This window comes from Sphingobacterium sp. BN32 (assembly GCF_030503615.1).
Taxonomy (GTDB): Bacteria; Bacteroidota; Bacteroidia; order Sphingobacteriales; family Sphingobacteriaceae; genus Sphingobacterium.
On sequence record NZ_CP129963.1, the window covers coordinates 630,044 to 654,107 of the forward strand.

20 protein-coding genes are annotated in these 24,064 nt (G+C 42.0%); 8 read left to right on the forward strand and 12 right to left on the reverse strand.

Annotated elements, in window-relative coordinates:
- Positions 1-179 precede the first annotated feature (179 nt).
- From QYC40_RS02705 to QYC40_RS02720, 4 genes are all read right to left on the reverse strand, one after another.
- A complete protein-coding gene (locus QYC40_RS02705; RefSeq protein ID WP_301992266.1) occupies positions 180-641 on the reverse strand; it encodes a hypothetical protein in 462 nt (153 codons plus the stop codon).
- Positions 642-729: 88 nt separating this feature from the next.
- On the reverse strand, positions 730-951 hold the full coding sequence (locus QYC40_RS02710; protein WP_002996718.1) for a DUF2795 domain-containing protein: 222 nt from the start codon (positions 949-951) through the stop codon (positions 730-732).
- A 139-nt stretch (positions 952-1,090) separates the two neighbouring features.
- Positions 1,091-1,837: a 1-acyl-sn-glycerol-3-phosphate acyltransferase gene (locus QYC40_RS02715; protein WP_301992276.1), complete on the reverse strand. Its 747-nt coding sequence runs from the start codon at positions 1,835-1,837 to the stop codon at positions 1,091-1,093.
- A 61-nt stretch (positions 1,838-1,898) separates the two neighbouring features.
- On the reverse strand, positions 1,899-3,269 hold the full coding sequence (locus QYC40_RS02720; RefSeq protein WP_301992277.1) for a dipeptidase: 1,371 nt from the start codon (positions 3,267-3,269) through the stop codon (positions 1,899-1,901).
- A gap of 216 nt (positions 3,270-3,485) precedes the next feature.
- On the opposite strand from QYC40_RS02720, the gene QYC40_RS02725 reads away from it, so the two are divergent.
- Both QYC40_RS02725 and QYC40_RS02730 read left to right on the forward strand, forming a co-directional pair.
- Positions 3,486-6,278, forward strand: coding sequence for an outer membrane beta-barrel protein (locus tag QYC40_RS02725; RefSeq protein ID WP_301992279.1), 2,793 nt, complete (start codon positions 3,486-3,488; stop codon positions 6,276-6,278).
- Between the two features lie 2 nt (positions 6,279-6,280).
- Complete coding sequence (locus tag QYC40_RS02730) at positions 6,281-7,072, forward strand: GLPGLI family protein (protein ID WP_301992280.1); 792 nt, start codon at positions 6,281-6,283, stop codon at positions 7,070-7,072.
- 189 nt (positions 7,073-7,261) lie between these two features.
- Here the strand turns inward: QYC40_RS02730 and QYC40_RS02735 are convergent, their stop codons facing one another.
- Positions 7,262-7,444: a histone H1 gene (locus tag QYC40_RS02735; RefSeq protein ID WP_149527062.1), complete on the reverse strand. Its 183-nt coding sequence runs from the start codon at positions 7,442-7,444 to the stop codon at positions 7,262-7,264.
- A gap of 127 nt (positions 7,445-7,571) precedes the next feature.
- Entirely contained in the window at positions 7,572-9,710 is a 2,139-nt protein-coding gene (locus tag QYC40_RS02740) for a S46 family peptidase (protein WP_301992282.1), read from the reverse strand.
- A gap of 111 nt (positions 9,711-9,821) precedes the next feature.
- Here QYC40_RS02740 and QYC40_RS02745 point away from each other — a divergent pair, with 111 nt between their 5' ends.
- The 6 genes from QYC40_RS02745 (at position 9,822) to QYC40_RS02770 (ending at position 16,721) form a co-directional block, all read left to right on the forward strand.
- A complete protein-coding gene (locus tag QYC40_RS02745; protein ID WP_301992283.1) occupies positions 9,822-11,168 on the forward strand; it encodes a DEAD/DEAH box helicase in 1,347 nt (448 codons plus the stop codon).
- The gene (locus QYC40_RS02750) at positions 11,165-11,407 is read left to right on the forward strand and encodes a hypothetical protein (RefSeq protein WP_301992284.1); all 243 of its coding nucleotides are present in this window, start codon (positions 11,165-11,167) and stop codon (positions 11,405-11,407) included. The genes QYC40_RS02745 and QYC40_RS02750 overlap by 4 nt, the downstream gene beginning before the upstream one ends.
- Before the next feature lie 2 nt (positions 11,408-11,409).
- Positions 11,410-11,760, forward strand: coding sequence for a gliding motility protein GldC (gene gldC, locus QYC40_RS02755; RefSeq protein WP_301992285.1), 351 nt, complete (start codon positions 11,410-11,412; stop codon positions 11,758-11,760).
- A 14-nt stretch (positions 11,761-11,774) separates the two neighbouring features.
- Positions 11,775-12,179 (forward strand): EVE domain-containing protein, encoded by a 405-nt coding sequence (locus tag QYC40_RS02760; RefSeq protein WP_301992286.1) that lies wholly within the window; start codon positions 11,775-11,777, stop codon positions 12,177-12,179.
- 589 nt (positions 12,180-12,768) lie between these two features.
- Entirely contained in the window at positions 12,769-13,500 is a 732-nt protein-coding gene (locus QYC40_RS02765; protein ID WP_301992287.1) for a LytTR family DNA-binding domain-containing protein, read from the forward strand.
- Between the two features lie 8 nt (positions 13,501-13,508).
- Positions 13,509-16,721 (forward strand): sensor histidine kinase, encoded by a 3,213-nt coding sequence (locus QYC40_RS02770; protein WP_301992288.1) that lies wholly within the window; start codon positions 13,509-13,511, stop codon positions 16,719-16,721.
- A gap of 5 nt (positions 16,722-16,726) precedes the next feature.
- On the opposite strand, the gene QYC40_RS02775 is transcribed toward QYC40_RS02770, so the two are convergent.
- The 6 genes from QYC40_RS02775 to ileS form a co-directional block, all read right to left on the reverse strand.
- Positions 16,727-17,254 carry an acyl-CoA thioesterase gene (locus tag QYC40_RS02775; protein ID WP_301992289.1) on the reverse strand — a complete coding sequence of 176 codons (528 nt, stop codon included), beginning with the start codon at positions 17,252-17,254 and terminating at the stop codon, positions 16,727-16,729.
- Complete coding sequence (locus tag QYC40_RS02780) at positions 17,244-18,173, reverse strand: SDR family oxidoreductase (protein WP_301992290.1); 930 nt, start codon at positions 18,171-18,173, stop codon at positions 17,244-17,246. The genes QYC40_RS02775 and QYC40_RS02780 overlap by 11 nt, the downstream gene beginning before the upstream one ends.
- Complete coding sequence (locus tag QYC40_RS02785; protein WP_301992291.1) at positions 18,174-19,124, reverse strand: M20/M25/M40 family metallo-hydrolase; 951 nt, start codon at positions 19,122-19,124, stop codon at positions 18,174-18,176.
- A 70-nt stretch (positions 19,125-19,194) separates the two neighbouring features.
- The gene (locus tag QYC40_RS02790; protein WP_301992292.1) at positions 19,195-19,845 is read right to left on the reverse strand and encodes a lipoprotein signal peptidase; all 651 of its coding nucleotides are present in this window, start codon (positions 19,843-19,845) and stop codon (positions 19,195-19,197) included.
- Between the two features lie 54 nt (positions 19,846-19,899).
- Entirely contained in the window at positions 19,900-20,283 is a 384-nt protein-coding gene (locus tag QYC40_RS02795; RefSeq protein WP_149527051.1) for a TraR/DksA C4-type zinc finger protein, read from the reverse strand.
- Between the two features lie 3 nt (positions 20,284-20,286).
- Positions 20,287-23,700, reverse strand: coding sequence for an isoleucine--tRNA ligase (gene ileS / locus QYC40_RS02800; protein ID WP_301992293.1), 3,414 nt, complete (start codon positions 23,698-23,700; stop codon positions 20,287-20,289).
- Positions 23,701-24,064 lie beyond the last annotated feature (364 nt).

Here is a 24,064-nt window from a genome sequence, read left to right on the forward strand (position 1 = left end):
GAAAAGGCAAGCCCGCTATTTTTTGTTTCGCTAAATTAAACTAATAGGTTATTGCCACAACATTATATGCTGTGCCACCACCAAGTTTTATTTGCTACTGCTGTATTCATTAGTTATTGAACAAATATCAACGATACTTTTGAGAATTGCAAGAATTCTATTAAAAAAATGTCTTTTTGTTAATAGGTGACGAAATGAGCCATCTCATTGCCTTTTGATACTAGGGTAAAGGACGCTATTTTTCCGTTTTCAACGTAGATGGAAGTCAACAATCTGTTTTTGTAATAGAGAAAAACCATGTTGTTAATGTTCATGCCTTCCGGGTCGATGTCGCGGACTTCTTTTCGCGGCAGCTCATGGAAAGTTTTATATTGGATCTCATCAACATTCTTCAGCGATAAGTTGATTCTGATTTCCTGTAGGCTAGCCTCCAGGTAGTCATAAAGTTCGTCGTTAGGATGGTTAACAATAACCCTTTCACTAAGGATTACATCCAAAGGGGTGTCAAAGTCGGCTAATTCGTTTATAAAGGTTCTTGCGACATCCATACTCTTGCCGTCGCCAGTGGAGCCTTTAGCCGTTTGTGCCATTGACATAAATGGAAGAATGATTGTTAGTAAAAAAAGTAATTGCTTTCCCATATTCATATTGTTTAAGCTTTGACGACGATTTCTAGAAAAGGATTAAATAAAAAGCGCCCTTTTTGTAAAGGCGCTTTCTATGATGATGTTAATATTCGTCTTCGTTGAAAAAGAAGTCATCTTTAGTAGGATAATCTGGCCAAATCTCCTCGATGTTCTCGTAAGGTTCACCGTCGTCTTCTAAAGCTTGAAGGTTTTCAATTACTTCAACAGGTGCTCCTGAACGAATAGCATAGTCAATTAATTCATCTTTTGTCGCTGGCCATGGAGCGTCTTCTAAATGCGAAGCTAATTCAAGTGTCCAATACATATCTCTTTAATTAAGTTTTACATTTTCGCAAAAATAATATTTAATTTAACTAATGCAAGTAAAATATGTGTAAATCTTTTATTAATAATGTAAACAGCAGGTTGTCAGATAATTAAATACTTAAATAGGAGGTTGAACATTAATATTTGGCGAGATTTTCCAACCAGACTTTATTCATTTTTTCATATACCTCGTTTTCTACCGTGTTAAATTTTGTGTTTTCCGATTCTACATACTGTATGGGCTTCAGTACGGAAATATGAATAGTACCGGGAGCTGATCCGAACGCTCTGCCATCATCCCACATAATCTTCCATGCGTTGTGGATAATCACCGGCAGAATAGCTGTCCGGTTTTCTTGTGCCATTTTAAAGGCGCCGGCCTTGAACTTATGGAGCTTTGGAGGATACTCATCTTCAATCGCACCTTCGGGAAATATCACTAGCGATTTTCCTAAACCCAATAATTCCAAGCCACGCTTAAATGCTTTGAATGAGGATATCTTACTTTCTCGCTTCACAGGAATGTCGATCGACTTAAAGAAGATTCGTGTCACGGGATTCTTCAGCAACTCGATCTTTCCCATAAAAGAGAACTGCTGCGGACAGAGATAGGTAAGTGCTGTAATGTCTAATATAGAGGTATGGTTAGGGCAAAGGATATACGGCCGTGACCAATCGATGGGCTCTTCGTAGTGTATATGAAAACGGATGCCTACTAAATGAACGCTGAGAATGGAGATCCATTTGCGGAACCAAACAATAGCAGCATAGTTTTTAAGTGGATTTCTAGCAAGTAAAAATAGAAGGGGATAAGAGAGGATAAAAAAGAATAATACAGCAAAGAAATAAAGAAGTCTGTGTATTTTTCTGAATAGTAATAACATTATCTGCGATCAGTTAGCCGAAGATAAAAAAAATGCTTCACAAGCGTGAAGCATTTTTATGTTATTTGCTTAACTCAGCATAATATTTATGGAAAAGCGGAATTGTCTCTATACCTTTCAGGTAGTTTTCAATGCCATACTTCTCGTTCGGAGAGTGTAAGTTGTCACTATCTAATCCGAAACCTAATAATACAGTCTTGATTCCTAATTCTTGTTCGAATAATGCGACGATTGGAATAGAACCACCACCACGCGTAGGAACTGGTTTCTTATTGAACGTTTCTTCCAAGGCTTTCTCAGCTGCTTTGTAAGCAATGCTGTCTGTAGGAGTGACTACCGGCTCGCCACCATGATGCGGTTTAACTTCGACTTTAATGTACTCAGGAGCCATGCCTTCGAAGTGCTTTTTGAATAATTCAGTAATACGCTCTGAGTTCTGGTTAGGAACTAGGCGCATAGAAATCTTAGCAAATGCTTTAGAAGGTAATACCGTCTTCGCTCCTTCGCCAATATATCCACCCCAAATACCGTTCACCTCTAAAGTAGGGCGAATACCTGTACGTTCTATTGTTGTATATCCTTTTTCACCCCAAACATCAGCAACGCCTAAGTCTGTTTTGTATTCTTCGATATCGAAAGGAGCTTCATTTAACGCTTTGCGTTCTTCTGCTGTCAATTCAATAACATCATCATAGAATCCTGGGATAGCGATATGGTTGTTCTCATCGTGCAATGAAGCAATCATCTTGGCTAAGATCGTAGCAGGGTTTGCTACAGCACCACCATAAACACCCGAGTGTAAATCGCGGTTAGGGCCTGTTACTTCTACTTCAACATAAGAAAGACCACGTAAGCCTGTTTCTAATGAAGGAGTCTCCAAGCTGATCATCGATGTATCCGAAATAACGATTACATCTGCTTTCAAACGCTCTTTATTCTCGCGAACAAAAATTCCTAAGTTAGCTGAACCTACTTCTTCCTCGCCTTCGATCATGAATTTGATGTTACAAGCTAGCTCATTGTTTTTAACCATGTATTCAAATGCCTTCACGTGCATATAGAATTGGCCTTTATCATCAGCGGCACCACGTGCATAGATTTTACCATCGCGAACCGTAGGTTCGAATGGAGGTGTATCCCACAATTCCAACGGATCTGCGGGCTGCACATCGTAGTGGCCATAAACTAATACAGTTGGTAAAGATGGATCGAAGATCTTCTCTCCATATACAATTGGGTAGCCAGCAGTAGGGCAGACTTCAACATTATCCGCGCCAGCATCTTTTAATTTTTGAGCGACAAACTCTGCAGTGTTTAAGACACCTTCTTTAAATTGTGGATCTGCACTTACAGAGGGAAAGCGCAATAATTCAAATAATTCATCCAAGAAGCGATCCTTATTCGCCTCTACATAGTCTTTGATTTTTTGCATTTCAAATGGTTTTTACAAAGGTAGTGAAATAAAATTTACTAAACCTGTAACTTTTCACTCCGTTATGCTACCAATAGTTGGTGCTAGTGAAGTCTCTTGCTTAGTTACAAACATCTGTTAATCTATGTTAAACTCAAGCAATTGTATGCTATATATCACGTAATTGTGATATTTTCGTAGAACCTAACGAATCACATTATTTTTTTAATATAACTTATGAAATTACTAACCACTGCCTTGCTAACCTTAGTCCTCGGTTTCTTTTCGCTACAGTCGTCGGCTCAAAGCAAAATCTCAGGATCTATTGTGGATGAGTCTGATAAGGCTAAGCTAGCCAACGCTACGGTCATGCTCCTTCAAGCTAAAGACTCCATCCTCGTTGATTTTACCCGGGTAAATGCCGACGGTAAATTCTCCATCAACAATCCTGATAATCAAGATCACTTATTGATTGTGAGTTACCCCAAGTTTGGGGATTACTTCCAGACGATTAAAAAGGGAGCCGGCAATGTTTCGCTAGGGGAAATTGAGCTGCAAAGTGCCGCGAATCTTATTGAGGAAGTCCTGATTAAAGGGAAAATACCGGTGGTAATAAAAGGAGATACGACGGAATATGATGCTTCGAGTTTCGTGACAGAGAAGAATGCCAAGGTGGAAGATTTGCTGAAAGTATTACCAGGTATCTCGGTCGATGCTTCCGGAAAGATTACAGCACAGGGAAAGACGGTGGAAAAAGTGTTAGTCGACGGGGAAGAGTTCTTTGGCGATGATCCAACCTTAGTGACACGTAATATCCGTTCGGATATGGTGGATAAAGTTCAGGTTTATGAGAAGAAATCGGAGCAGGCGGAACGAACGGGCGTAGATGATGGAACCCGCATCCAGACCATCAATGTGAAGCTGAAGGAAGATGCAAAGAACGGCTCTTTCGGGAAGGCGGAACTTGCCGGCGGAGTGGGTGATAAAAAAGAGTATTACATGGGTAAGCTGGCCTACAATAAATTTAAAGGTAGTTTTAAGTTGGGTGCTTATTTAATGGGCTCTACCGACGGAAAATTTAGCCTCAGTTGGCAAGAGCAGGAGAAGTTTAATATGTCGGATACCGAATCAGGAATGACAAGTGATGGTGGATTCTATATGGTGCAGAATGCTGATGAATTTTCGAATTGGGACGGCAAGGGGCATCCGAAGGCCATATCCCTTGGCGCTTCGGTGATGGACGCCTGGAAGGATAAGAAACATAAGCTGAACGCGAGCTACAAATTTGCTAGGATCGAAAATGATGTCTTTGAAAATACTTTAATCCAGAATGCGACCAATGAAGGTATAATTAATACAGATAAAAACCAGAATAGCGGTTCAGATGCAAATAAACACCGTATGAATGCTAAGTACGACTTTGCAATCGACTCCCTTTCCACCTTAACGCTTAAAGTGTCGGCCGATCGCACACACGCGGATCGCTCGACGAATGTCGATGCAAATACTTGGAGAGATGGCACCCTGGCATCTGATAATACAAGTAGTCAGCAAGAATTGTCGAATCGAACGAATTTAACCTACAATGCCTTCTTCACAAGGAAACTCAAGAAAGAAGGACGTTCAATTGCCTTGACTTTTGCGGGCAGCAATGCGGAAAGGAATAACGAATTGCAAGTAATGTCTGAACTTAATAATCGTATTACTTCCCGACGCGATACGGTAGATCAATTTAAAGATGGCAATTCGAAAACAGATAATTTAAACGCATCAATCGTGTATTCAGAGCCGCTATCGAAACGCTGGAGATCCTCGATAGGATACGACTACAGCCAGTCGAAAGCTCACTCCGTATTAAGCTCATTCAACAAGAATGCTGCCGGTGAATACAAGGTGTTTGATAGGGAGTTTAGTAATGATTTCAACTTTGACACGAGGACAAGCGCTGCAAACTTGACCTTCGGTTATAAATCGGATAAGATTGATTTCAATGTCACGAACGTTCTTCGTCATGACGATATGAATATGTTCAATAACTTGGATAATATCGACCTGAAGCGTGATTATTTAAACTATACGCCGAACGCGCGCTTACGTTATGCTTTTACAAAGACCAAAGCATTGGGCTTAAGCTATAGACGCAATACGCAACTGCCTTCTTTGACGCAGATTCAGCCATTGCGCCAGAATACCGATCAGTTGAATCAGACCATTGGTAATGAAAATCTGAAGCCTTCTATCAACAACTCGTTTTCATTAGATGGAGGCACATACGAAATGATGAAAGGTAGATATATGTATCTGGGATCTGGTGTTACGCAGACAAAAAGAGCGATACAGTTGAATGAGACGGTTTTCCCGGATGGATCTAGAATCATGATGTATGATAATTCCGACAAGGATGCTTACTCTGCATATCTATATGGAGGAAGTGGATTTAACGTGATTGCCAAGCAGCAAATTAAAGCAGATATCCATCTAGGGGCTAACTATAGCAGTTCTTATAACTTAATCAGAGATGTTCCGCGTGAAAATTATGAAGGCATTCCTTACGCCGAAAACAAATCAACAACGTATGATTATAATATCCGCTTTGGCTTAGAAAAGAATACCACCAAGGGCGTTGATTTTAGAGTGGGCGCACGACCAGGTTGGCGCGTGATGAAATCTACATTCACACCGGATCGTAATTCGGAAGGTTTCACACTTGAGGGCGACGCAGAAGTGCGCGCGTATTTACCTGGGAAATTCCAACTCTATGCTGATTTAGCTTATACCTATGAGGCACCAACTAAAACTTACGCAGAGAAATTCGAACGCACCATTTTTACACCAGGCGTAAGCAAGAAATTCTTAAAAGGGGAGAACTTGGTTGTCGACTTCTATGTCAACGATATTTTGAACCAAAACAAAGGATTTAGCCGTAGACAAACGGTAAACTCATTTACCCAACAAACGTTTAATACCATTTCCAGATATTTTATGCTAAAAGTAAGCTGGGATTTTACATCAATGAAAGGAGCTGAATAATCATGAAAATGAAACTATATATTGCCATACTATTATTTTTTGTCCTAGGTTTTCAACAAGCGAATGCCCAACATGTTTTCTTCCCGGAACAGGGCGTGATCACCTACGATAAGACAGTACACGTCAAAAATATGATGAAGCGACAAATCAGTATGATGAAAGAATCTGATTTCCAGCGCAAATTTTTCGAAGATATGTTGACAAAGGTGCCGGAAACAGCGGTTCTACAACGCAAGCTTACCTTTTCGGGAAGTGAATCGATGCTGGAGCCTTTGCCAAAGGATCAGCCTGCCATGGTCGCACAGCTATTACGTTTCGGATTCTTGGACTACGGAACGAAAATCTATCAAAACCTCGCGACGAAGCAGACCTCCATGTCGCTGGAAGTAGGAGGCTCCCCAATAGCTATTTCAGACTCCCTAACGAATGTTAAATGGAAGATCACTAATGAGTATCGCAATATCGCGGGATACGATTGTAGGCGCGCAAATGGCGTTACACTAGATTCAGTGTATGTAGTTGCATTCTATACTGATCAAATTCCATTGGCGAGCAGCCCTAGTACGCTGCACGGTCTGCCAGGAATGATCCTGGGACTTGTCGTGCCAGAACAAAATTTCAATATTTATGCTTCCAAAGTCGAAATGACCGGAACCACAGTGACGGACAATCTAATCAAGAAAAAAGGTTCTGCGCTGACCAGAGAACAGACCCGCAGCAAAATGCGCGAGGTACTTGGTCAATGGTTGTCGGAAAAGCAGTTCGGACTATTCTTTGCGGCTATGATGCTGTAGGAGTACTTAGTACTTAGTATTAAGACCTAGGGTGGGATAGATATTAGACAGTAGATTTTAGACATTAGAGTATGGCGCCGATTAGGCGCCTTTTTTTTGCAACGAGAAGTAGTACTTAGTATGCAGATAGTAGATAAAAAAAAACCTGGACCGTATGGATCCAGGTTTTTATTTTGTAAACGGGGTTACTTATTTTTTACCGTCGTTTTTCTTAGCAGTGATCTCGTTACGGATATCTTGTGCTAAAGTTTTGATGTCTTGTAAGCCTTTACGAACGCGAGTTCCTGCAGCTGAATTTCCGTTGTTGAAGAATTTTTCTGCGTCAGCTTCGATTGAAGCTACTAGCTCTTTTAATTTAGTGTAGTTTTCCATTTTTTTAATTAATATAATTTTAGTTTTTCTTAATTAACTCTCTAAGATATCATAAATATACAAAAGGAATGCAAACAAAGCTAATTTCAGCGCTTTTTTTTGTGTTTAAAACCCTTTTGGATAGATATTACTCTACAATTTTTAACTCGTCAATAATGTTTTGCGCACCGGCAAATTTATCGATTACGAACAGAACGTAGCGGATGTCTACAGAGATGGTTCTTTGCAATTTCGGATCAAAGATCACATCTCCAGCCATCGCCTCGATGTTACCATCAAAAGCCAAGCCAATTAATTCGCCTTTTCCATTTAAAACCGGCGATCCTGAGTTACCACCCGTGATATCTTGGTCGCTTAAGAAGTTCACAGGAAGGTACCCTGCTTTATCCGCATAGCGTCCGTAATCCTTCGCTTCGTACAATTCCATTAAGCGTTTTGGAAGATCAAACTCCTCATCGTTTGGTTTGTATTTCGCAATTGTACCTTGCAAAGTCGTGTAGTTATTCACTTTCGCATCGTTATGTTTGTCTTTAGGTAATGCTCTGATTGTACCGTAAGTTAAACGTAATGTGGAGTTTGCGTCTGGATAGTATTTGCCGTTAGGATCCATTTCCAATACTCCTGCGATGTATTTGCGTGAAGCTGCTTGGAAGTCATTTACTAATTTTTCATGCGCTGGAGTGGTCTCGCGGTACTTGTTCATCAGTGCTGTTGAAATCGCTAATAATGGGTCGTTTTCTACCACTTTCGCTTTCGGGTTGGCTAAATAAGCCTCAATTTTTTCTTTTGAAGCGAATACGCTGTTATCGAATGCTTTTTGGATGTCAGCTTGGAAATTACCTCCGTTTTTATCAGCCATCTGACGGATATAAGTAGCAATCTGTCCGCCTTTCGCTGCATAAAGATTCAGCTCATCAGCCAATACATCAACTTCCAATGGCGTGTATACACCTTCGTAGTTATCATTGATATAAGCTTCTAAGCGAGGTTTCATCTCTTTGCGTTTTGCCTCGTTCTCATTTGCATATTGAATTAATGCGCCTCCTAGGCTATATGGTAATGCAGCAAACGTCGATGAACGTAACATCCCCGTCAAATAATTATCATGTCTAGCCTTTTCATTGGTCGCTGCATAATATGCATTGATTGTTGAAATCACATCGCCATATTGCGCTTTATTTGCGGCCTTGTTAGCCCATTTGTTGAATTTCTTCTCTTGTTTTGCTTTAGCGTTTGCTGTTTTGTGCTTGGTCAAAGCATCGATCATCCCTTGTCTGTTTTTCCAATAGTTGGCAACGCCTGAGTATTTCGAAGCATAATTGATGCGAACAGCCGGATCTTGGTCCATGTGTTTTTTCATGGCATCCATACCAGTTTTAGAAGCTTCAACCCATGCTGGGTATGCGTATTTCACGTTTTGATCAATACCCGCAGCATTCATCCAACGATTTGTGCGGCCAGGGTATCCTAAGATCATGGAGAAATCACCTTCTTTAACTCCTTTAATACTGATTGGAAGGAAGTATTTTGGTTTCAACGGAACGTTGTTTTTTGAGTATTCCGCAGGGTTTCCGTCTTTGTCGCCATATACGCGGAAGATCGAGAAGTCCCCAGTATGACGAGGCCATTCCCAGTTATCTGTATCTCCACCGAATTTACCAATGCTGTTTGGAGGCGTACCTACTAAACGAACGTCTGTATAGTCTTGATAAACGAAGTAGTAATACTCATTACCATTGTAGAAAGGTCGAACAGAAACTACGTATTTGCCATTCTCGCTGTTCTCCGCTTGAATCTTAGCAATCTCTTGGTTGATTACTTTTTCACGTTCTTTTTCTGACATCTTATCGTTTACTAAACCTAAGATACGTTTAGAAACATCGTCCATACGAACAAAGAAACGAACAGAAAGCGACTTTGGCTTCAGCTCTTCAGCGTAGTTTTTCGCCCAGAATCCGTTGGTTAAGTAATCGTGCTCCGGAGTAGATAACTCAGCGATAGCATCATAACCACAGTGGTGGTTGGTGAATACTAAGCCCGATCCTGAAACGATTTCTGCGGTACATCCGCCGTTGAATTGCACGATAGCATCTTTTAAGCTGGAGTTATTGATGCTGTAAATTTCTTCTGCAGTAAGTTGTAGACCTTTCTTCTGCATGTCGGCCTCGTTAAGTCGCTTCAGGTGCATTAAAAACCACATGCCCTCGTCAGCGAACGAGAAAGTACTGACGAACGCCAGTACGATTAGTAATCCTATTTTTTTCATATCAACCTTGTTTGTAATTGACAAATTTGCTGGAATTTGCTCGCAAATCAAAATGATTTGTCAGGAAATCCATACATAAGCATGTGCTAGCTTTTACCTATCTTTGCGGTAATGGCATCATTCGAGGACTTTAAATTAAACAGACAGCTATTAAATGCGATAGCAGAAGCTGGCTATACCACAGCTACCGAAATACAGCAAAAAGCAATTACCCCTATCCTTGCCGGGCAAGATGTGATGGGTATTGCACAAACTGGTACCGGGAAAACGGCTGCCTTTGTATTGCCGATGCTGATGAAGCTGAAGTATGCACAAGGCAATGATCCTAGAGCGCTGATTTTGAGCCCAACACGCGAGTTGGCCATGCAGATTGAAGAGCATATCCGTCTTTTTTCGACCTATCTAGATCTACGCACCGTTTTATTGTATGGAGGATTAGGGCCTAAGACACAAAAAGAGCTTCTTGCAAAGGGATGCGATATTATTGTGGCTACACCTGGTCGCTTTCTTGACCTCTACTTGGAGGGCGATATCAATGTGAAATCGTTGAAGTTCTTGGTGCTTGATGAGGCGGATAAGATGATGGATATGGGGTTCATCGGAAAGATTCACCGAATCTTGGAAGTAGTGCCTCGCAAACGTCAAAACCTGTTATTCTCAGCTACAATGAGCGAATTGGTCAGAAAAATTGCCGGAGACTTCTTAGCCTTTCCGACAGTTATTGAAGTCAGCGAGCAGGCAACACCTGCGGCAACCGTTGCTCAGTCTTTGTACTTTGTGCCCAATCTTAAAACTAAGTTAAATCTACTGCAGCACTTCTTCAAAGACGATGAGGCATTTAGCCGTGTCATTGTTTTTTGTAAGACCAAGGTGGTTGCAGACCGTATATTTTCATTCCTCGAGCGTAAGTATGCTCAGGATGAGGTTCGCGTGATCCATGCCAATAAAGGGCAGAATACACGTATCAATTCCATCAATGCATTCAAAGAAGGGAATGTCCGTATTCTCGTGGCTACCGACGTGGCGGCTCGCGGATTGGACGTCTCGCAGGTTTCGCATGTAATCAACTTTGATGTGCCTATTGTTATTGAGGATTATGTACACCGTATCGGTCGTACTGGTCGTGCATTCAATACCGGCGATGCAATTACTTTCTGCAATCCTGCGGAGGAACATAACATCAGAAAGATTGAAAAGCTAATTCGTCAATCTATTCCTGTCTATGATATTCCAGAAGATGTAGTGATCGAAAAGACGCCATTTGATGAGAAACAGGCAATCGCCAGGGAAATTGACAATCAGAAGAAAAAGGATGATCCTGATTTCAAAGGAGCATTCCACGAAAAGAAATACGCTATAAAGGCGGCAAATGCACGTGCTTCGGGCGCTAGACCTAGTAATAGGGGCAAGGCAAAGCCGGGAAAGAAAAGCACGGGTAAACCAGGGAAGAGAAAATGAAACTAACGCCACTCAATATCGCGCTGGCTTGCGTGCTGGTATGGGCGATCTCCGAATTGGGAAATGAAGGGGAGCCTTTATTTTCATGGGTATGGCTTGTCGTACTATCGGTATTGTTGGTGTTTGTAGATATTTTATTCCGCGTTTGGGTTAGAGATATACAACGGTTGTGGGTGATGCAGATAGGCTTCATGATCATCGTTGGCATAGTGACAGTTTTGATAAAAATACAGTTTTAGATATGAAAACAGCAGAAATAAAGCTTAATGTGACGTTGGATGATGCAAACGTGCCTGAGAGTATTCAATGGACCTCTTCAGATGGCGAGAACTCGGAAGAGCTGCCAGCAAAGGCCATGTTCTTAGCATTGTGGGACGCACAATATAAAAATACGCTACGTATTGATTTATGGACCAAAGACATGCCTTACGACGAGATGAAGCGTTTCTTTTATGAGACCTTACAAACTATGGCAGACTCATTTATCCGCTCTTCTGGAGGCGATCCAATGGCAGAAAAAGTAATTGCAGACCTACGCGATTACTGTGCGCATTATGCCGATAAAATGGAAATCTTAGAGCAACAAAACTAAATCTTATAAGCTTCATGAACTATTTTTTAGTAAAATCTGAACCCTTCAAATACAGCTGGGAACAATTTAATAAAGATGGGGAAACCTTCTGGGATGGCGTGCGAAACTATCAGGCTAGAAATAACCTGAAAGCGATGAAAAAAGGCGACTTAGTTCTTTTTTACCATAGCAATGAAGGCAAAGAGGTGGTGGGAATCGCCAAAGTAGTTAAAGAATTCTACCAAGATCCTACAACAGACGATGAACGTTGGGTAGTCGTAGACCTAGCACCCGTAGAAACTTTTAAGAACCCAGTAACCCTGGAAACCGTAAAAGCAGATCCATTACTGCAGGATATTGCCTTAGTAAAACAAGGCCGCTTATCTGTTATGCCGCTAAAAGCTGAAGAGTTCGACCGCTTGGTGGAGCTGGGACAGTAGATATTAGGCATTAGATTTTAGACAGTAGATTTTAGATATTAGAGCATTGTCTGAACCAGGAAAGGAAGGATTTTAGGATATTCAGGATCCTGACAATCCTTACATCCTTCCTTTCTTGGTTCAAGACAATCCAATCATCCTGCCAATCCTTACATCCTTCCTTTCCTGGTATTCAAGAAGATCCAATCATCCTGCCAATCCTTAAATCTTTCCTTTCCTGGGTCAAGACAATCCAATCATCCTGCCAATCCTTAAATCCTTCCTTTTCTGGTTCAAGACAATCCAATCATCCTGACAATCCTTACATCCTTCCTTTCTTGGTTCAAGACAATCCAATCATCCCGCCAATCCTTACATTCTTCCTTTCCTGGTTCAAGACAATCCAATCATCCTGTCAATCCTTAAATCCTTCCCTTCCTGGTTCAAGCCATACGTCTAAAATCTCACATCTAAAATCTCACATCTAATCACTAATCCCCAATATCTGTTTACACATTCAAAACCCTTTCTCGCTCATTGAAAACATTTTATTCTCGTGATTGATTTATCTTTAGGATTAGGTATTTTTAAATGAACTAACTAACCGATTATGATAAGGGCCGCCATATTGGACGATGAAGTAAAGGGCAGCAGCCTTTTACAACACAAGCTTCAGGCGTTTTCTGATGTTTTGGAGGTGGTTTGCATCTTTAATGATCCTAAGCTGGCCTTACTTCAAATACAAGAGTTGAATGCGGACGTCCTATTCCTGGATGTGGAGATGCCAATGATGAATGGCTTTCAGTTCCTGGAGGCAGTAGGACAGTTTGATTTTGAAGTAATTTTCGTAACGGCATACAATATCTATACCTTGGATGCGCTTCGCGCCAATGCCTTAGACTATCTGCTGAAACCTGTTGACCCGGAGGAGCTGACGAAAGCAATCCAAAAATTGCGAAAGCGGATTCAAGGGAAGGAAGCCATGCGGAAGATGGATATACAGGAAGTAAGAAGCGGCTGCTCCCGTATTGCTTTGCCGACCGCCGAGGGTATACATCTTATTAAACGAGAAGATATCCTGAGGATCGAGGCCATGAGCAACTATTCGATATTTTACCTGACTAACCAACCTAAGATCATTGTCTCAAAGACCCTGAAGGAATACGAAAACCTATTAGAAGAAAGGAATTTCCTACGGATCAATCGCAGTGTTATTGTCAATCTGGATTACGTCGTTAAATATAAAAAAGGCGATGGTGGACAGGTGGAGACGATAGACGGTGCTGAACTGGAGGTGTCACCGACTAAAAAGCAAGTATTAATGGAGCGTTTATTTTCATAATAACCTGTATGCGCACAGTAAGACTTATTTTCGGAATAATTTGTTTTGCTGTGCTAACGGCTGGCGACAGCATCGCTCAACAGCGTATCTATAATTATATCCAATTTACAGAGAAGGAGGGGCTACCTAGCGATGTCATTAATGGCCTGGCGCTGGATAGTGCTGGTTTACTTTGGCTGACCAGTAAGCAGGGCTTGTCATACTTCGATGGGGCTCGCTTCACCCATGTTCCTTTCCAACAGGGCACCAGTACCTATTCCAATTACTTGGGGAAAATAGCGATCGATCATAAGAATAGGATATGGATAACAACCAATGATAGAGGCTTGCTGTGCTATGACCGCTCGAAGCCAGTAAACAATTCCTTAAAACAATTTCACGCCCTTGTGGGGCCCGATAGCCTGATTAAAACAAATCTTTATGAGGTCATCCGATCATCGTCAGGCCTAATTTACTTTGCTGGTCAGGAAACCGACTTACAGGTTTTAAACCCAGAGACGGGCAAGGTCACTCAAATCAAGATGTCCGGGATCAACAGCAAGGAACCACTAAGTATTTATAATATTCAGGAAGATCGGCAGGGAAACCTTTGGATAGGGACTCGATATCATGGATTTATCCGTTATAATCCCAAAACGAAGAGTGCAAAGCAGATTGACTTCAAAAATATTGGAGAGAATGGAGCAACAGGTATTTCATTTGTCAATAACAAGGTCTTTTTGGGTTATTATGATTACGATTTGGTTTCTTACGATTCTGAGTCGGGAGCTGTTGAGCATTCGATTTTAGGATTGGGGAAAAACAAAGACTATTACGATAATTTTATTTCTTCCATAGCCTACTGGCCAGAAGAAAATAGCCTGTTGATCGGACATAATATCAAAGGACTGTGGAGTATGAATTTAGATTCGAACAAAGCAGAGCTGATCGCTTGGGATAATTTGATGCCCATCCTTCCTCAGCCCTCACGTATACAAGCTTTGCTACCATCGAAAGATGGTTATTGGGTGGCTACAGGCTCTGGTTTGTTCTATTATGCCAAGCCTTGGAACCGCGTAAATACCTTAATTCCGCTAAAAGCGAATGAAGAACCAATCCTGAAACTCATGCAATGGGATAATGAAGTATGGTATAGAACGGAGCATTCTTTTGGACAGCTCAATGCGGAGTATCACAGGATTTCGAAATACCCAATCCAAAATATACGCGTCAGCATGATGACCGTTCATGCCGATAATCTATATTTCTCTACTTTCGAAGATGGGGTTTATGTGTTTAATCGAGCAACGCGAAAACTGCAAGCCCTCCCGATTCAAGGCGAGCAGAAGAACTTCCGTATTGCCGACTGTAATAATATCATTCCCGATACGATCAACGGCGAGGCTGTACTCTGGATTGGCTCGTGGAATTCCGGCCTTTATAAGTATTCCCTAAAGAACAGGCAGATCGAGCTATTCGACAGAAATGATGGATTGCCAGACCGTAAAGTAACGACGATCGGCAAAGATGCGAAAGGGCGTATTTGGCTGGGAATGGACGGTTTTGGTATACTGCGTTTGCTAAATAAGCAAAGGCCAAGCTTTCAATCTTATGTACAGGGAGATCATGCAGGAGACTTAATGTCCAATACAATATTTGCATTTTACACAGCTCAGAATGGCGATTTCTGGTTTACCAGCGCCAGCTCTGGCATAGGTCGTATTATGGAGAAGGATGGTGAGAAGTTTGAATTTGCGCAGTTCTACGACCGCAATCCTTTCCCTTGGCTATTTGCTGTGGAAATAAAGGAAGATGGCAAGGGATTTATGTGGGTTAAAGCGCTAGACGGCGTCATGCTGTTCGATCAGCAAAAACAGGTATTCCGGCATTTGCTGGAAGGGAAGGGCATATATCCGGCAAAGAACTATCAAACAACGGGCTATTTCCTGGATGCTGAGAAGCTAATCTGGACGACCAACAAAGGGCTTATACTCGGTAATTTGGGCGAAGTACATCAAAACAGCCCTATCCAAGTGAGCCCCATCATCAGTAAGTTCAGTGTGCATAATATCGATCAAAGCTTCCGATTAAACAAGAAGGAGCTGTTGCTCGGTGCAAAAGAGAGCAGTTTCTCCTTTGCATTTTCATCCGATCGCCAAGTATTAGGCTATCCGCTACAATACGCATATCAACTCGTTGGATTCGATCAAGATTGGGTGATAGCAGGATCGGATCTGCAAGCTTTTTACAGCAATCTGCCAGGTGGTCAATACACATTCCGCCTCAAAGTCGCAGACGATTTGGGGAATTGGTCTCCACACATAGCAGAGATTCCCATAACATTAAAATCTTATTGGTATGCCACTTGGTGGTTTAAAACGCTTGTCGCATTGGCGCTGTTAGCTGCCATTACTTTCTTTTTCCTTTACAGGATCCGACAGCAGAAAATAGTAAACAAAATACAGCTCTCCTATAATGAGAAATTGGAAGCGGAATTGGCATTAAAAATCAAGACCATACAGGAGCAAGCGGCAGACATTGAACGCGAGAAGCAGGAGAAGGTCGCCAAAGATTTTAAACAAAAACTCTATGAGAGCGAATTGAAAGCCATACGCTCGCAGATGAATCCACACTTTATCTTTAATGTGCTGAATTCCATTGAGGCCTATGTCGTAGAGAATGATAGTGAGAATGCATCCAAGCTGATACAGAAATTTTCTAGGCTCAGTCGAATTGTTTTAGAGAATTCTCAGTTCTCCATCGTCAGTATCCAATCCGAATTGCAGCTTGTCAAGTTGTACCTGGAGTTGGAAAGATCGCGCTTTGATAATGCATTCGACTTTCGGGTTGATGTCGATCAACAGATCAACGTGGAGGAAACGAAGGTGCCTTCCTTATTAATTCAGCCACTTGTGGAGAATGCCGTGCATCATGGTGTCCGGCATCTGGAAAATCGAAAGGGGAAAATACAGATTAACGTATTTGAAAGCGATAGCGAAGTGATCATCGATATAGTGGATAACGGAATTGGTTTTTCTGAATCAGATCAGCAAAACAAATCCACTTTCAAGAACAGTTCCTTCGGAATTAAAGGCATCGAAGAACGCCTGAAGATGATCAACGATCATTATAGTTCGCCTATCGCGCAACTCCACATCAGCGATCTAAATGTAGAAGAGACAGGCTTCAGAACCTTATTGCATATTATTTTGCCGAAAAGAGGGATAATAGGAGGGGGCTAGCCCCTCTATATCGCATGGTTAAAGAGCTTCACTAAAGTTTTGATTCCTTTCGCATTCTCAGGCTTCAGTTTGCCGCCTAATAATAAGCGAAGTTCGCGACGTTGCAGTGCTTCTTCAAATAGTTTTTTCTCGCTATCCGATTCCGGAATAAGTCCGGGAATAGGTTTTGGTTTACCTTCTTCGTCAATCGACACGAACGTGTAGTATGCTTCGTTAGATTTTACTTTAGTTCCCTCCGGCAGATTCTGAGCGAATATTTCCATACGAACCTCCACCGATGTATTGAAGGCGCGAGTAACCTGTGCTTGTATAGTCACCACTTCGCCTAACTTAATCGAGCGTTTGAAAGATACGTTGTCTACAGATACTGTAACGACCTGGTTTTTGCAATGCTTTTGTGCCGCCATTGCCGAGCAAATGTCCATCCAATAGAGTAGACGACCGCCCATTAAGTTACCAAATGTATTTGTATCGTTGGGAAGCACCAACTCATTCATCTCCGTGTAGGATTCTTTTGCGAATTTATCGTTCATCTTGTTTTTCTAGTTCTTTTATTTGTTGTTCGATACGCTCAAATGTGGCGTGCAAAGGCGTCGGCTGATAACCCAATTCTGCTTTTGCTTTATCTAATACAAACCCAGTTTTACGCGGGCGGTTTGCTGCCTGTCCAATTTCTCCGGCAGTTACTGACCCTACGAGGGTTTTGTCGAGGTTCCAGAAGTCCGCCACTTGCTCTACGACTTCCTTTACCGAGAATAATGTATCGCTCGAAATATGATAAATGCCGGTAGCATTTTTTTCTATAGCTAATAAGCAGGCTGTCGCCAGGTCGTCTACCCAGGTGGGCATCCGCCATTGATCAGAAACAGCTTTGATTGCCTCTCCCGCGGATAATTTGTTCTTCGCCCATAAGACCAGGTTCGAACGTTTTTTATCCGCAATAACACCATAGACTAATATGGTGCGGAGTATTGCGGCTGAACAGCCGGACGCGATGATCTTTTGTTCGGCATCCAGTTTACTTTGCCCATATGCGTTGACCGGGTTGCATGCGTCATCTTCGCTATAAGGACCATGCTGTCCGTCAAAAACAAAATCGGTAGAAAGAAAAGTCAGGTGAATATCCTGCTCCTTGCAATGAGATGCGAGATAGGCAGCAGAGTCCACATTGACCGCTTTACATAAAACAGGATCGCTTTCGCATACCTCAACACTGCTCAATGCGGCGCTGTGAATAATGTGCGTAGGTTGAAATTCATCGATCAAACGGCCTAAGCCTTCCAGATCTGTTAAATTTAATTGCTGAAATCTATAGCCTTCATTTTGCGGATTTCTATTGACAGAAGCGGACGTACAGCAAAGTTCGTAATCCGGATTCTTAAGAATAAACTCCGTTAACTTATGGCCTAAGAAACCATTTGACCCAGTAACTAATATGCGTTTCTTCTCCATCTAGTTTGTCCATTGAAAGTCCATCTTTGGCTGTTTCATCGAATTATCGATCACTTCGATCTCTAATTGCAGGATTGCTTCCAATGATTTATAATCGATCTTAAACTCATCGTCTGTCGGTTTGTGGTAATCCTCATGTCCGCCGGTGTGGAAGAACAATACCGGTATATTCTTACGATAAAAAGAGGTTTGATCGGAACCGCCATTTCCATCTTTGCTCAGGTGGAACTTAATGCTGCTTGTCAATCCGTCGAATATCTTCGGAAAAGCACTGCTCGTGCCGTAACCAATGATTGCCAGCCCGTTCTGTTGCTGATATCTGCCGATCATATCCATGTTCAGCATCCAGTGAATATTGGATAAGGGGATGGTCGGATTTTCCGTAAAATAACGCGAACCGACTAAGCCAAGTTCTTCGGCACCGAAGCCAATAAATAGCATATTGAACGCTTCTTTCTCCTTATTGGTAGCATAATGCCTAGCCAATTCCAATAGCCCGGCCACGCCGGAAGCGTTGTCATCTGCGCCGTTGTGCAATTTGCCAACACCCAATGAGTCGCGACTACCGCCGAACTCCCCATAGCCTAAATGGTCGTAATGTGCACCAACAACGATGGTGTAGGGAGCATCATTATCAAGATATCCGATAATGTTGTCAGACTTCCGGATGGAGTCAGCGAGTTTAACGCGTCTTATCTTCGCATCAAAAGACTGTCGGTATCCATGCTCGCCTTTTGCCTGCAGACCATATTTCTTAAAGTATTTCTCTACATAATCTGCAGCCTTGTGCGATCCGGCACGACCCGTCTCACGCCCCTTCATCTTATCTGATGCCAGAAACTTAATATGTTTTTTCAGATTTTTTGAGTTGACCTGAGCTAGCGCATGCTGCGGTAGACTACAAAAACATAGGCAGATCAATGTAGCATATAGAATTCCAAACATTCTCATGCCGCAAATATACATTAAATGGTAAAACTGTTCGCCCGGATTGGGTTAACTTTCAATTATTTTAACGCTTTTAGTCTTCTACTACTTCGTCGTTAACATCATGTTTTTCAACGTGTTCTTCTTTGAAGTAGCGATTATTGAAGATTAAAATCAAAAATACACCGATAGAGATTGCCGAGTCAGCAACGTTGAAAATCGGACGGAAGAATACAAACTCTTCGCCTGACCATATCGGGAACCAAGTCGGGAATGTCCCTTTCCAAATCGGAAGATGGAACATATCGACTACATAACCATGAAGGAAGGTCGCGTAGCCACCGCCTTCTGGAAATAGCACAGCCTTTTGGTAGGGTGTGCTCTCGCTAAAGATCATTCCGTAAAAAGCACTATCAATAATATTTCCCAAAGCACCCGCAAATATTAATGCAACATTGAGGATAAAACCTCTATTGTATTTATTCTTGACCATATAAACCAAGCCATAACCAATTCCGGCAACAGCGATAATACGGAAAACGCTTAAAAACAATTTGCCATATTCACCGCCAAACTCCATGCCGTAAGCCATGCCTGGATTCTCAATGAATTGGATCATCACTTTATCACCTATGACTTTAAAGCTTTGACCGATAGTCATGTTTAACTTTACCCAAATCTTTGAGATTTGGTCCACTAATAAAATAATCGTAATGAGTAATAAGGGCTTGGAATATCCTTTCATAATGCATAAAAATGGTCTTTGTGAATACAAAGACCATTGGAGCTAATCTTTTGCTTAATATTGTTTGTTCTTTGCCTCAATACTCAATGTTGTATGAGGTACTGCTTTTAATCTTTCTTTCTGGATAAGCTTTCCAGTTTCTCTACAAACCCCGTAAGTCTTGTTCTCAATGCGCACTAATGCCGCCTCCAGGTTGTCCATGAATTTTTTCTGACGTGCAGCTAATTGGTTGATTTGCTCTTTCTCCAAAGTTGCCGAACCGTCCTCTAATGTTTTGTAAGTACCTGCTGTATCGTCCGTTCCGTTTGCATTGCTATTACTTAACGATTTTGTCAATGATGACAACTCCTCACGTGCAATACGTAACTTCTCAAGAATTATTGCTTTGAACTCTTGTAATTCAGCATCGCTGTACCTAGTTTTTTCTGTGTTTCCCATACTTTAAATTTTTTCGATTAATAGCAATAAATTCTTACCATCGATTTCAATAGGTTCCCCTATTGCCAGCGAATTATCGATTTTAAGGGTGTCAGCCAAAATTTCCGTACAAATATACGAGAAATTATTGTCTACAGCTTGTTGAATTTCAGTATTTTGACTTAAGGTAACTGCAATACGGTCGGTAACTTCAAATCCCTTGTCTTTACGCAAGTTTTGAATGCGGTTAATTAGTTCGCGAGCCAAACCTTCGTCTTTCAACTCCGGTGTGATATGAACGTCTAACGCCACTGTTAAACGACCTAAATTGGCCACCTGCCACCCCTCAACATCCTCTGCGATGATTTCGACATCTGCACTGCTAATAACATATTCCGTGCCAGTTAACGCAATATTTCCATTTATTTCAAGCTCGCTAATCTGCTCAGCACTCATCGCCTGAATCGCGGCTGCAACAGTTTTCATGTCTTTACCAACTTTCGCTCCCAGCACCTTGAAATTAGGCTTGATTTTCTTTTTGATGATACCCGTTGTATCGGTAATAAACTCAATATCCTTGATGTTGGTTTCCGAGAGTATCAAATCTTTTACCTTCTCTACCTTCTCTTGGAAAGAACTGTCTAACACTGGAACCATGATTTTGCTTAAGGGTTGACGAACATTGATGCCCGACTTCTTACGCAATGATAACGCTAAAGAAGAGATATCCTGCGCCAATGCCATGCGTTCTTCCAATGCCTTGTCGACTAATTCACTGTGGTAAACAGGAAAGTCTGCCAAGTGTACCGATTCAAACTGCTCTTTGTTGGTTGCTGCATTTAAATCTAAATACAATTGATCGGCAAAGAACGGAGAGATCGGAGAGATCAATTTCGCGATCGTATCCAAACAGGTATATAGCGTTTGGTAGGCCGAAATCTTATCCGTTGAGTATTCACCTTTCCAGAAACGACGGCGACATAGGCGAACATACCAGTTACTCAAATGCTCATCCACAAAATTCTGGATTGCACGTGCAGCCTTCGTCGGTTCGTAGTCCGCGTAATATTCATCCACCTCTTTGCTCAAGCTATTCAACAAGGAGATAATCCATCTATCGATTTCCGGACGCTCGTCAATAGCGATGTCTGGCTCTGCATAGCTGAACTTGTCGATATTCGCATAAAGAGCGAAGAAAGCATAGGTGTTGTATAATGTACCGAAGAACTTACGACGAACTTCGTCTAAGCCTTCTTCGTTAAATTTCAAGTTATCCCATGGTGCAGCATTGCTGATCATATACCAACGCGTCGCATCAGCGGAGTATTTTTCAATCGTTGCAAACGGATCCACACCATTGCCCAAACGTTTGGACATCTTGTTACCATTCTTGTCTAATACCAGACCGTTAGAAACAACGTTTTTGAAGGCTACAGAACCGCGAACCATCGTAGAGATGGCATGCAAGGTGAAGAACCAACCACGTGTTTGATCTACGCCCTCAGCAATAAAATCTGCCGGGAATGCAGAGAAGTATTCTTCTTTGAATGGTAATGCTTCGCCGCGCTCTAATTTATCGTAGTCTAAGCCCCATTGCGCATATGGCATGGCGCCCGAATCGAACCAAACGTCAATCAAATCAGGCTCGCGATAAAGCTTCTGACCACCCTCAGATACCAAGATGATATCATCTACATACGGACGGTGAAGATCTAGCTGATCTGTTCCGAACTTATCCAGATAAGACTGATTCACTGCTTTTTCTTCTGCTGTTAAGGCGTCTGATTGAACGGCAGCTTCTAATAATGCTTTTAATTCTGGCATCGAGCCCACACAGATTTCCTCGTTTTCGTCTTCTGAACGCCAGATTGGAAGCGGAGTACCCCAGTAGCGAGAACGCGAAAGGTTCCAGTCTACGAGGTTTTCAAGCCAGTTTCCAAAACGGCCTGAACCTGTAGCTTCAGGTTTCCAGTTGATTGTTTTATTTAAGGCTACCAACTCGTCTTTCAACGCTGTTGTGCGGATAAACCAGCTATCTAATGGATAGTATAATACCGGTTTGTCCGTACGCCAACAGTGTGGGTAGGTGTGTTCGTATTTCTTAACGTCAAACGCTTTGTTCTCTTCTTTTAGTTTGATAGCGATCAATACATCGGTCGGACGGAAATCCTTATCTGCGCGCTCTTCGGCAGAGTAGTATTCCTCTTTCACAAAACGTCCTGCGAAATCAGTAATCTCTTTCACAAAACGACCGGTACGGTCTACTGTTGGAACATCTTTACCGTTTTCGTCTTTTACCAAAATTGCCGGTACGCCGTTTTCACGCGCAACTTTAAAGTCATCTCCACCATAGGTTGGAGCCGCATGCACGATACCTGTACCGTCCTCCGTAGTCACGAAATCGCCGATAATCACGCGGAATGCTTTGTCCATCAATTCATCTGAAGTGATGTAAGGCATTAACTGATGATAGCGTAATCCTGCTAATTCCTCACCTTTGAACTCTGCAGCAACTTCCCAAGGGATGACTTTATCGCCAAGTTTGTAATCTTGGAAAGAAACCTGCTGTCCTTCAGCTTTGAAATGCTTCGAGATTAGGGCTTTCGCTAAAACAACAGAAACCGGAGCTCCCGTATATTGGTTGAAAGTTTTTATTTTAACATAGTCGATGTTCTTGCCAACAACTAATGCCGTGTTGCTCGGAAGCGTCCATGGTGTCGTTGTCCAAGCGATAAAGGCTACATCCTCGTTCTCGTTATCGACAAGTCGATCCATGATCGGATGGATCTGCGCTTTATCCACGCGGAACTCAGCCACAATAGTGGTGTCCTTTACATCTTTGTATGTGCCGGGTTGGTTCAATTCGTGCGAACTTAAACCTGTTCCTGCAGCAGGCGAATAAGGTTGGATTGTATAGCCCTTGTAAAGTAAGCCTTTTTTGTAAAGGTCTTTCAAAAGGAACCATAAGGTTTCGATGTACTCGTTTTCGTAGGTGATGTAAGGATGCTCCAGGTCAACCCAGTAACCCATCTTTTCAGTAAGGTCGTTCCACACATCGGTGTACTTCATTACCTCCTTGCGGCAGGCATCATTGTACTCCTCAACCGAGATTTTCTTGCCAATATCCTCTTTGGTAATGCCCAAGGTTTTTTCAACAGCCAACTCAATCGGCAGGCCGTGGGTATCCCAACCGCCCTTACGTTTTACCTGAAATCCCTTTAAGGTTTTGTAGCGACAAAAAATATCTTTAATAGCACGCGCCATAACGTGGTGAATGCCTGGCATACCGTTCGCCGAAGGCGGGCCTTCGTAAAATGTGTATGGCTTACTCGCCGGACGGTTCACAATACTTTTCTCAAAGATGTTCTCCGCACCCCAACGTTTCAATACTTCTTTGCCGATTTCTGGTAAGTTTAACTGCTTATATTCCTTGTACATCACGAGTTCTTATTCTATTTTTAAAGGTCGCTAATTTAGTCATTTTAAAGGAAAGGAAAAATAGCAATGAGTAACTCCTGTGTAGTATTTTTTTGCAATAAACATAGATTACGTGTTTTTTAAGCTTTTTCATCTAAGAATTCTAAACGAATGCTCAGTTCGTCGAGACTGCATGCTACTTTGCTCAACTCATAACCCTTACATAACCCTTTCAAAGCCCTTTCATAACCCAATCAAACCCGCTCCCGAGCGGGTTTGATTGGGTTGTACATTGGGTTATTATAGTAGTTGGTATTTAGTAGGTAGTATAAAGACCTATGTCGGAATTAGATGTTATACGGTTGTCTTGTTAAAAACAAAGGTT

What these genes read in the sequence shown, in the direction of transcription:
- QYC40_RS02730 (WP_301992280.1), top strand. Translation starts at nt 6,281, where the DNA reads ATGAAAATGAAACTATATATTGCCATACTATTATTTTTTGTCCTAGGT.
- QYC40_RS02720 (WP_301992277.1), bottom strand. Translation starts at nt 3,269, where the DNA reads ATGCAAAAAATCAAAGACTATGTAGAGGCGAATAAGGATCGCTTCTTG.
- gldC (WP_301992285.1), top strand. Translation starts at nt 11,410, where the DNA reads ATGAAAACAGCAGAAATAAAGCTTAATGTGACGTTGGATGATGCAAAC.
- QYC40_RS02705 (WP_301992266.1), bottom strand. Translation starts at nt 641, where the DNA reads ATGGGAAAGCAATTACTTTTTTTACTAACAATCATTCTTCCATTTATG.
- QYC40_RS02735 (WP_149527062.1), bottom strand. Translation starts at nt 7,444, where the DNA reads ATGGAAAACTACACTAAATTAAAAGAGCTAGTAGCTTCAATCGAAGCT.
- QYC40_RS02775 (WP_301992289.1), bottom strand. Translation starts at nt 17,254, where the DNA reads ATGAACGATAAATTCGCAAAAGAATCCTACACGGAGATGAATGAGTTG.
- QYC40_RS02715 (WP_301992276.1), bottom strand. Translation starts at nt 1,837, where the DNA reads ATGTTATTACTATTCAGAAAAATACACAGACTTCTTTATTTCTTTGCT.
- QYC40_RS02745 (WP_301992283.1), top strand. Translation starts at nt 9,822, where the DNA reads ATGGCATCATTCGAGGACTTTAAATTAAACAGACAGCTATTAAATGCG.
- QYC40_RS02710 (WP_002996718.1), bottom strand. Translation starts at nt 951, where the DNA reads ATGTATTGGACACTTGAATTAGCTTCGCATTTAGAAGACGCTCCATGG.
- QYC40_RS02780 (WP_301992290.1), bottom strand. Translation starts at nt 18,173, where the DNA reads ATGGAGAAGAAACGCATATTAGTTACTGGGTCAAATGGTTTCTTAGGC.
- QYC40_RS02790 (WP_301992292.1), bottom strand. Translation starts at nt 19,845, where the DNA reads ATGAAAGGATATTCCAAGCCCTTATTACTCATTACGATTATTTTATTA.
- ileS (WP_301992293.1), bottom strand. Translation starts at nt 23,700, where the DNA reads ATGTACAAGGAATATAAGCAGTTAAACTTACCAGAAATCGGCAAAGAA.
- QYC40_RS02760 (WP_301992286.1), top strand. Translation starts at nt 11,775, where the DNA reads ATGAACTATTTTTTAGTAAAATCTGAACCCTTCAAATACAGCTGGGAA.
- QYC40_RS02785 (WP_301992291.1), bottom strand. Translation starts at nt 19,124, where the DNA reads ATGAGAATGTTTGGAATTCTATATGCTACATTGATCTGCCTATGTTTT.
- QYC40_RS02750 (WP_301992284.1), top strand. Translation starts at nt 11,165, where the DNA reads ATGAAACTAACGCCACTCAATATCGCGCTGGCTTGCGTGCTGGTATGG.
- QYC40_RS02770 (WP_301992288.1), top strand. Translation starts at nt 13,509, where the DNA reads ATGCGCACAGTAAGACTTATTTTCGGAATAATTTGTTTTGCTGTGCTA.
- QYC40_RS02740 (WP_301992282.1), bottom strand. Translation starts at nt 9,710, where the DNA reads ATGAAAAAAATAGGATTACTAATCGTACTGGCGTTCGTCAGTACTTTC.
- QYC40_RS02795 (WP_149527051.1), bottom strand. Translation starts at nt 20,283, where the DNA reads ATGGGAAACACAGAAAAAACTAGGTACAGCGATGCTGAATTACAAGAG.
- QYC40_RS02725 (WP_301992279.1), top strand. Translation starts at nt 3,486, where the DNA reads ATGAAATTACTAACCACTGCCTTGCTAACCTTAGTCCTCGGTTTCTTT.
- QYC40_RS02765 (WP_301992287.1), top strand. Translation starts at nt 12,769, where the DNA reads ATGATAAGGGCCGCCATATTGGACGATGAAGTAAAGGGCAGCAGCCTT.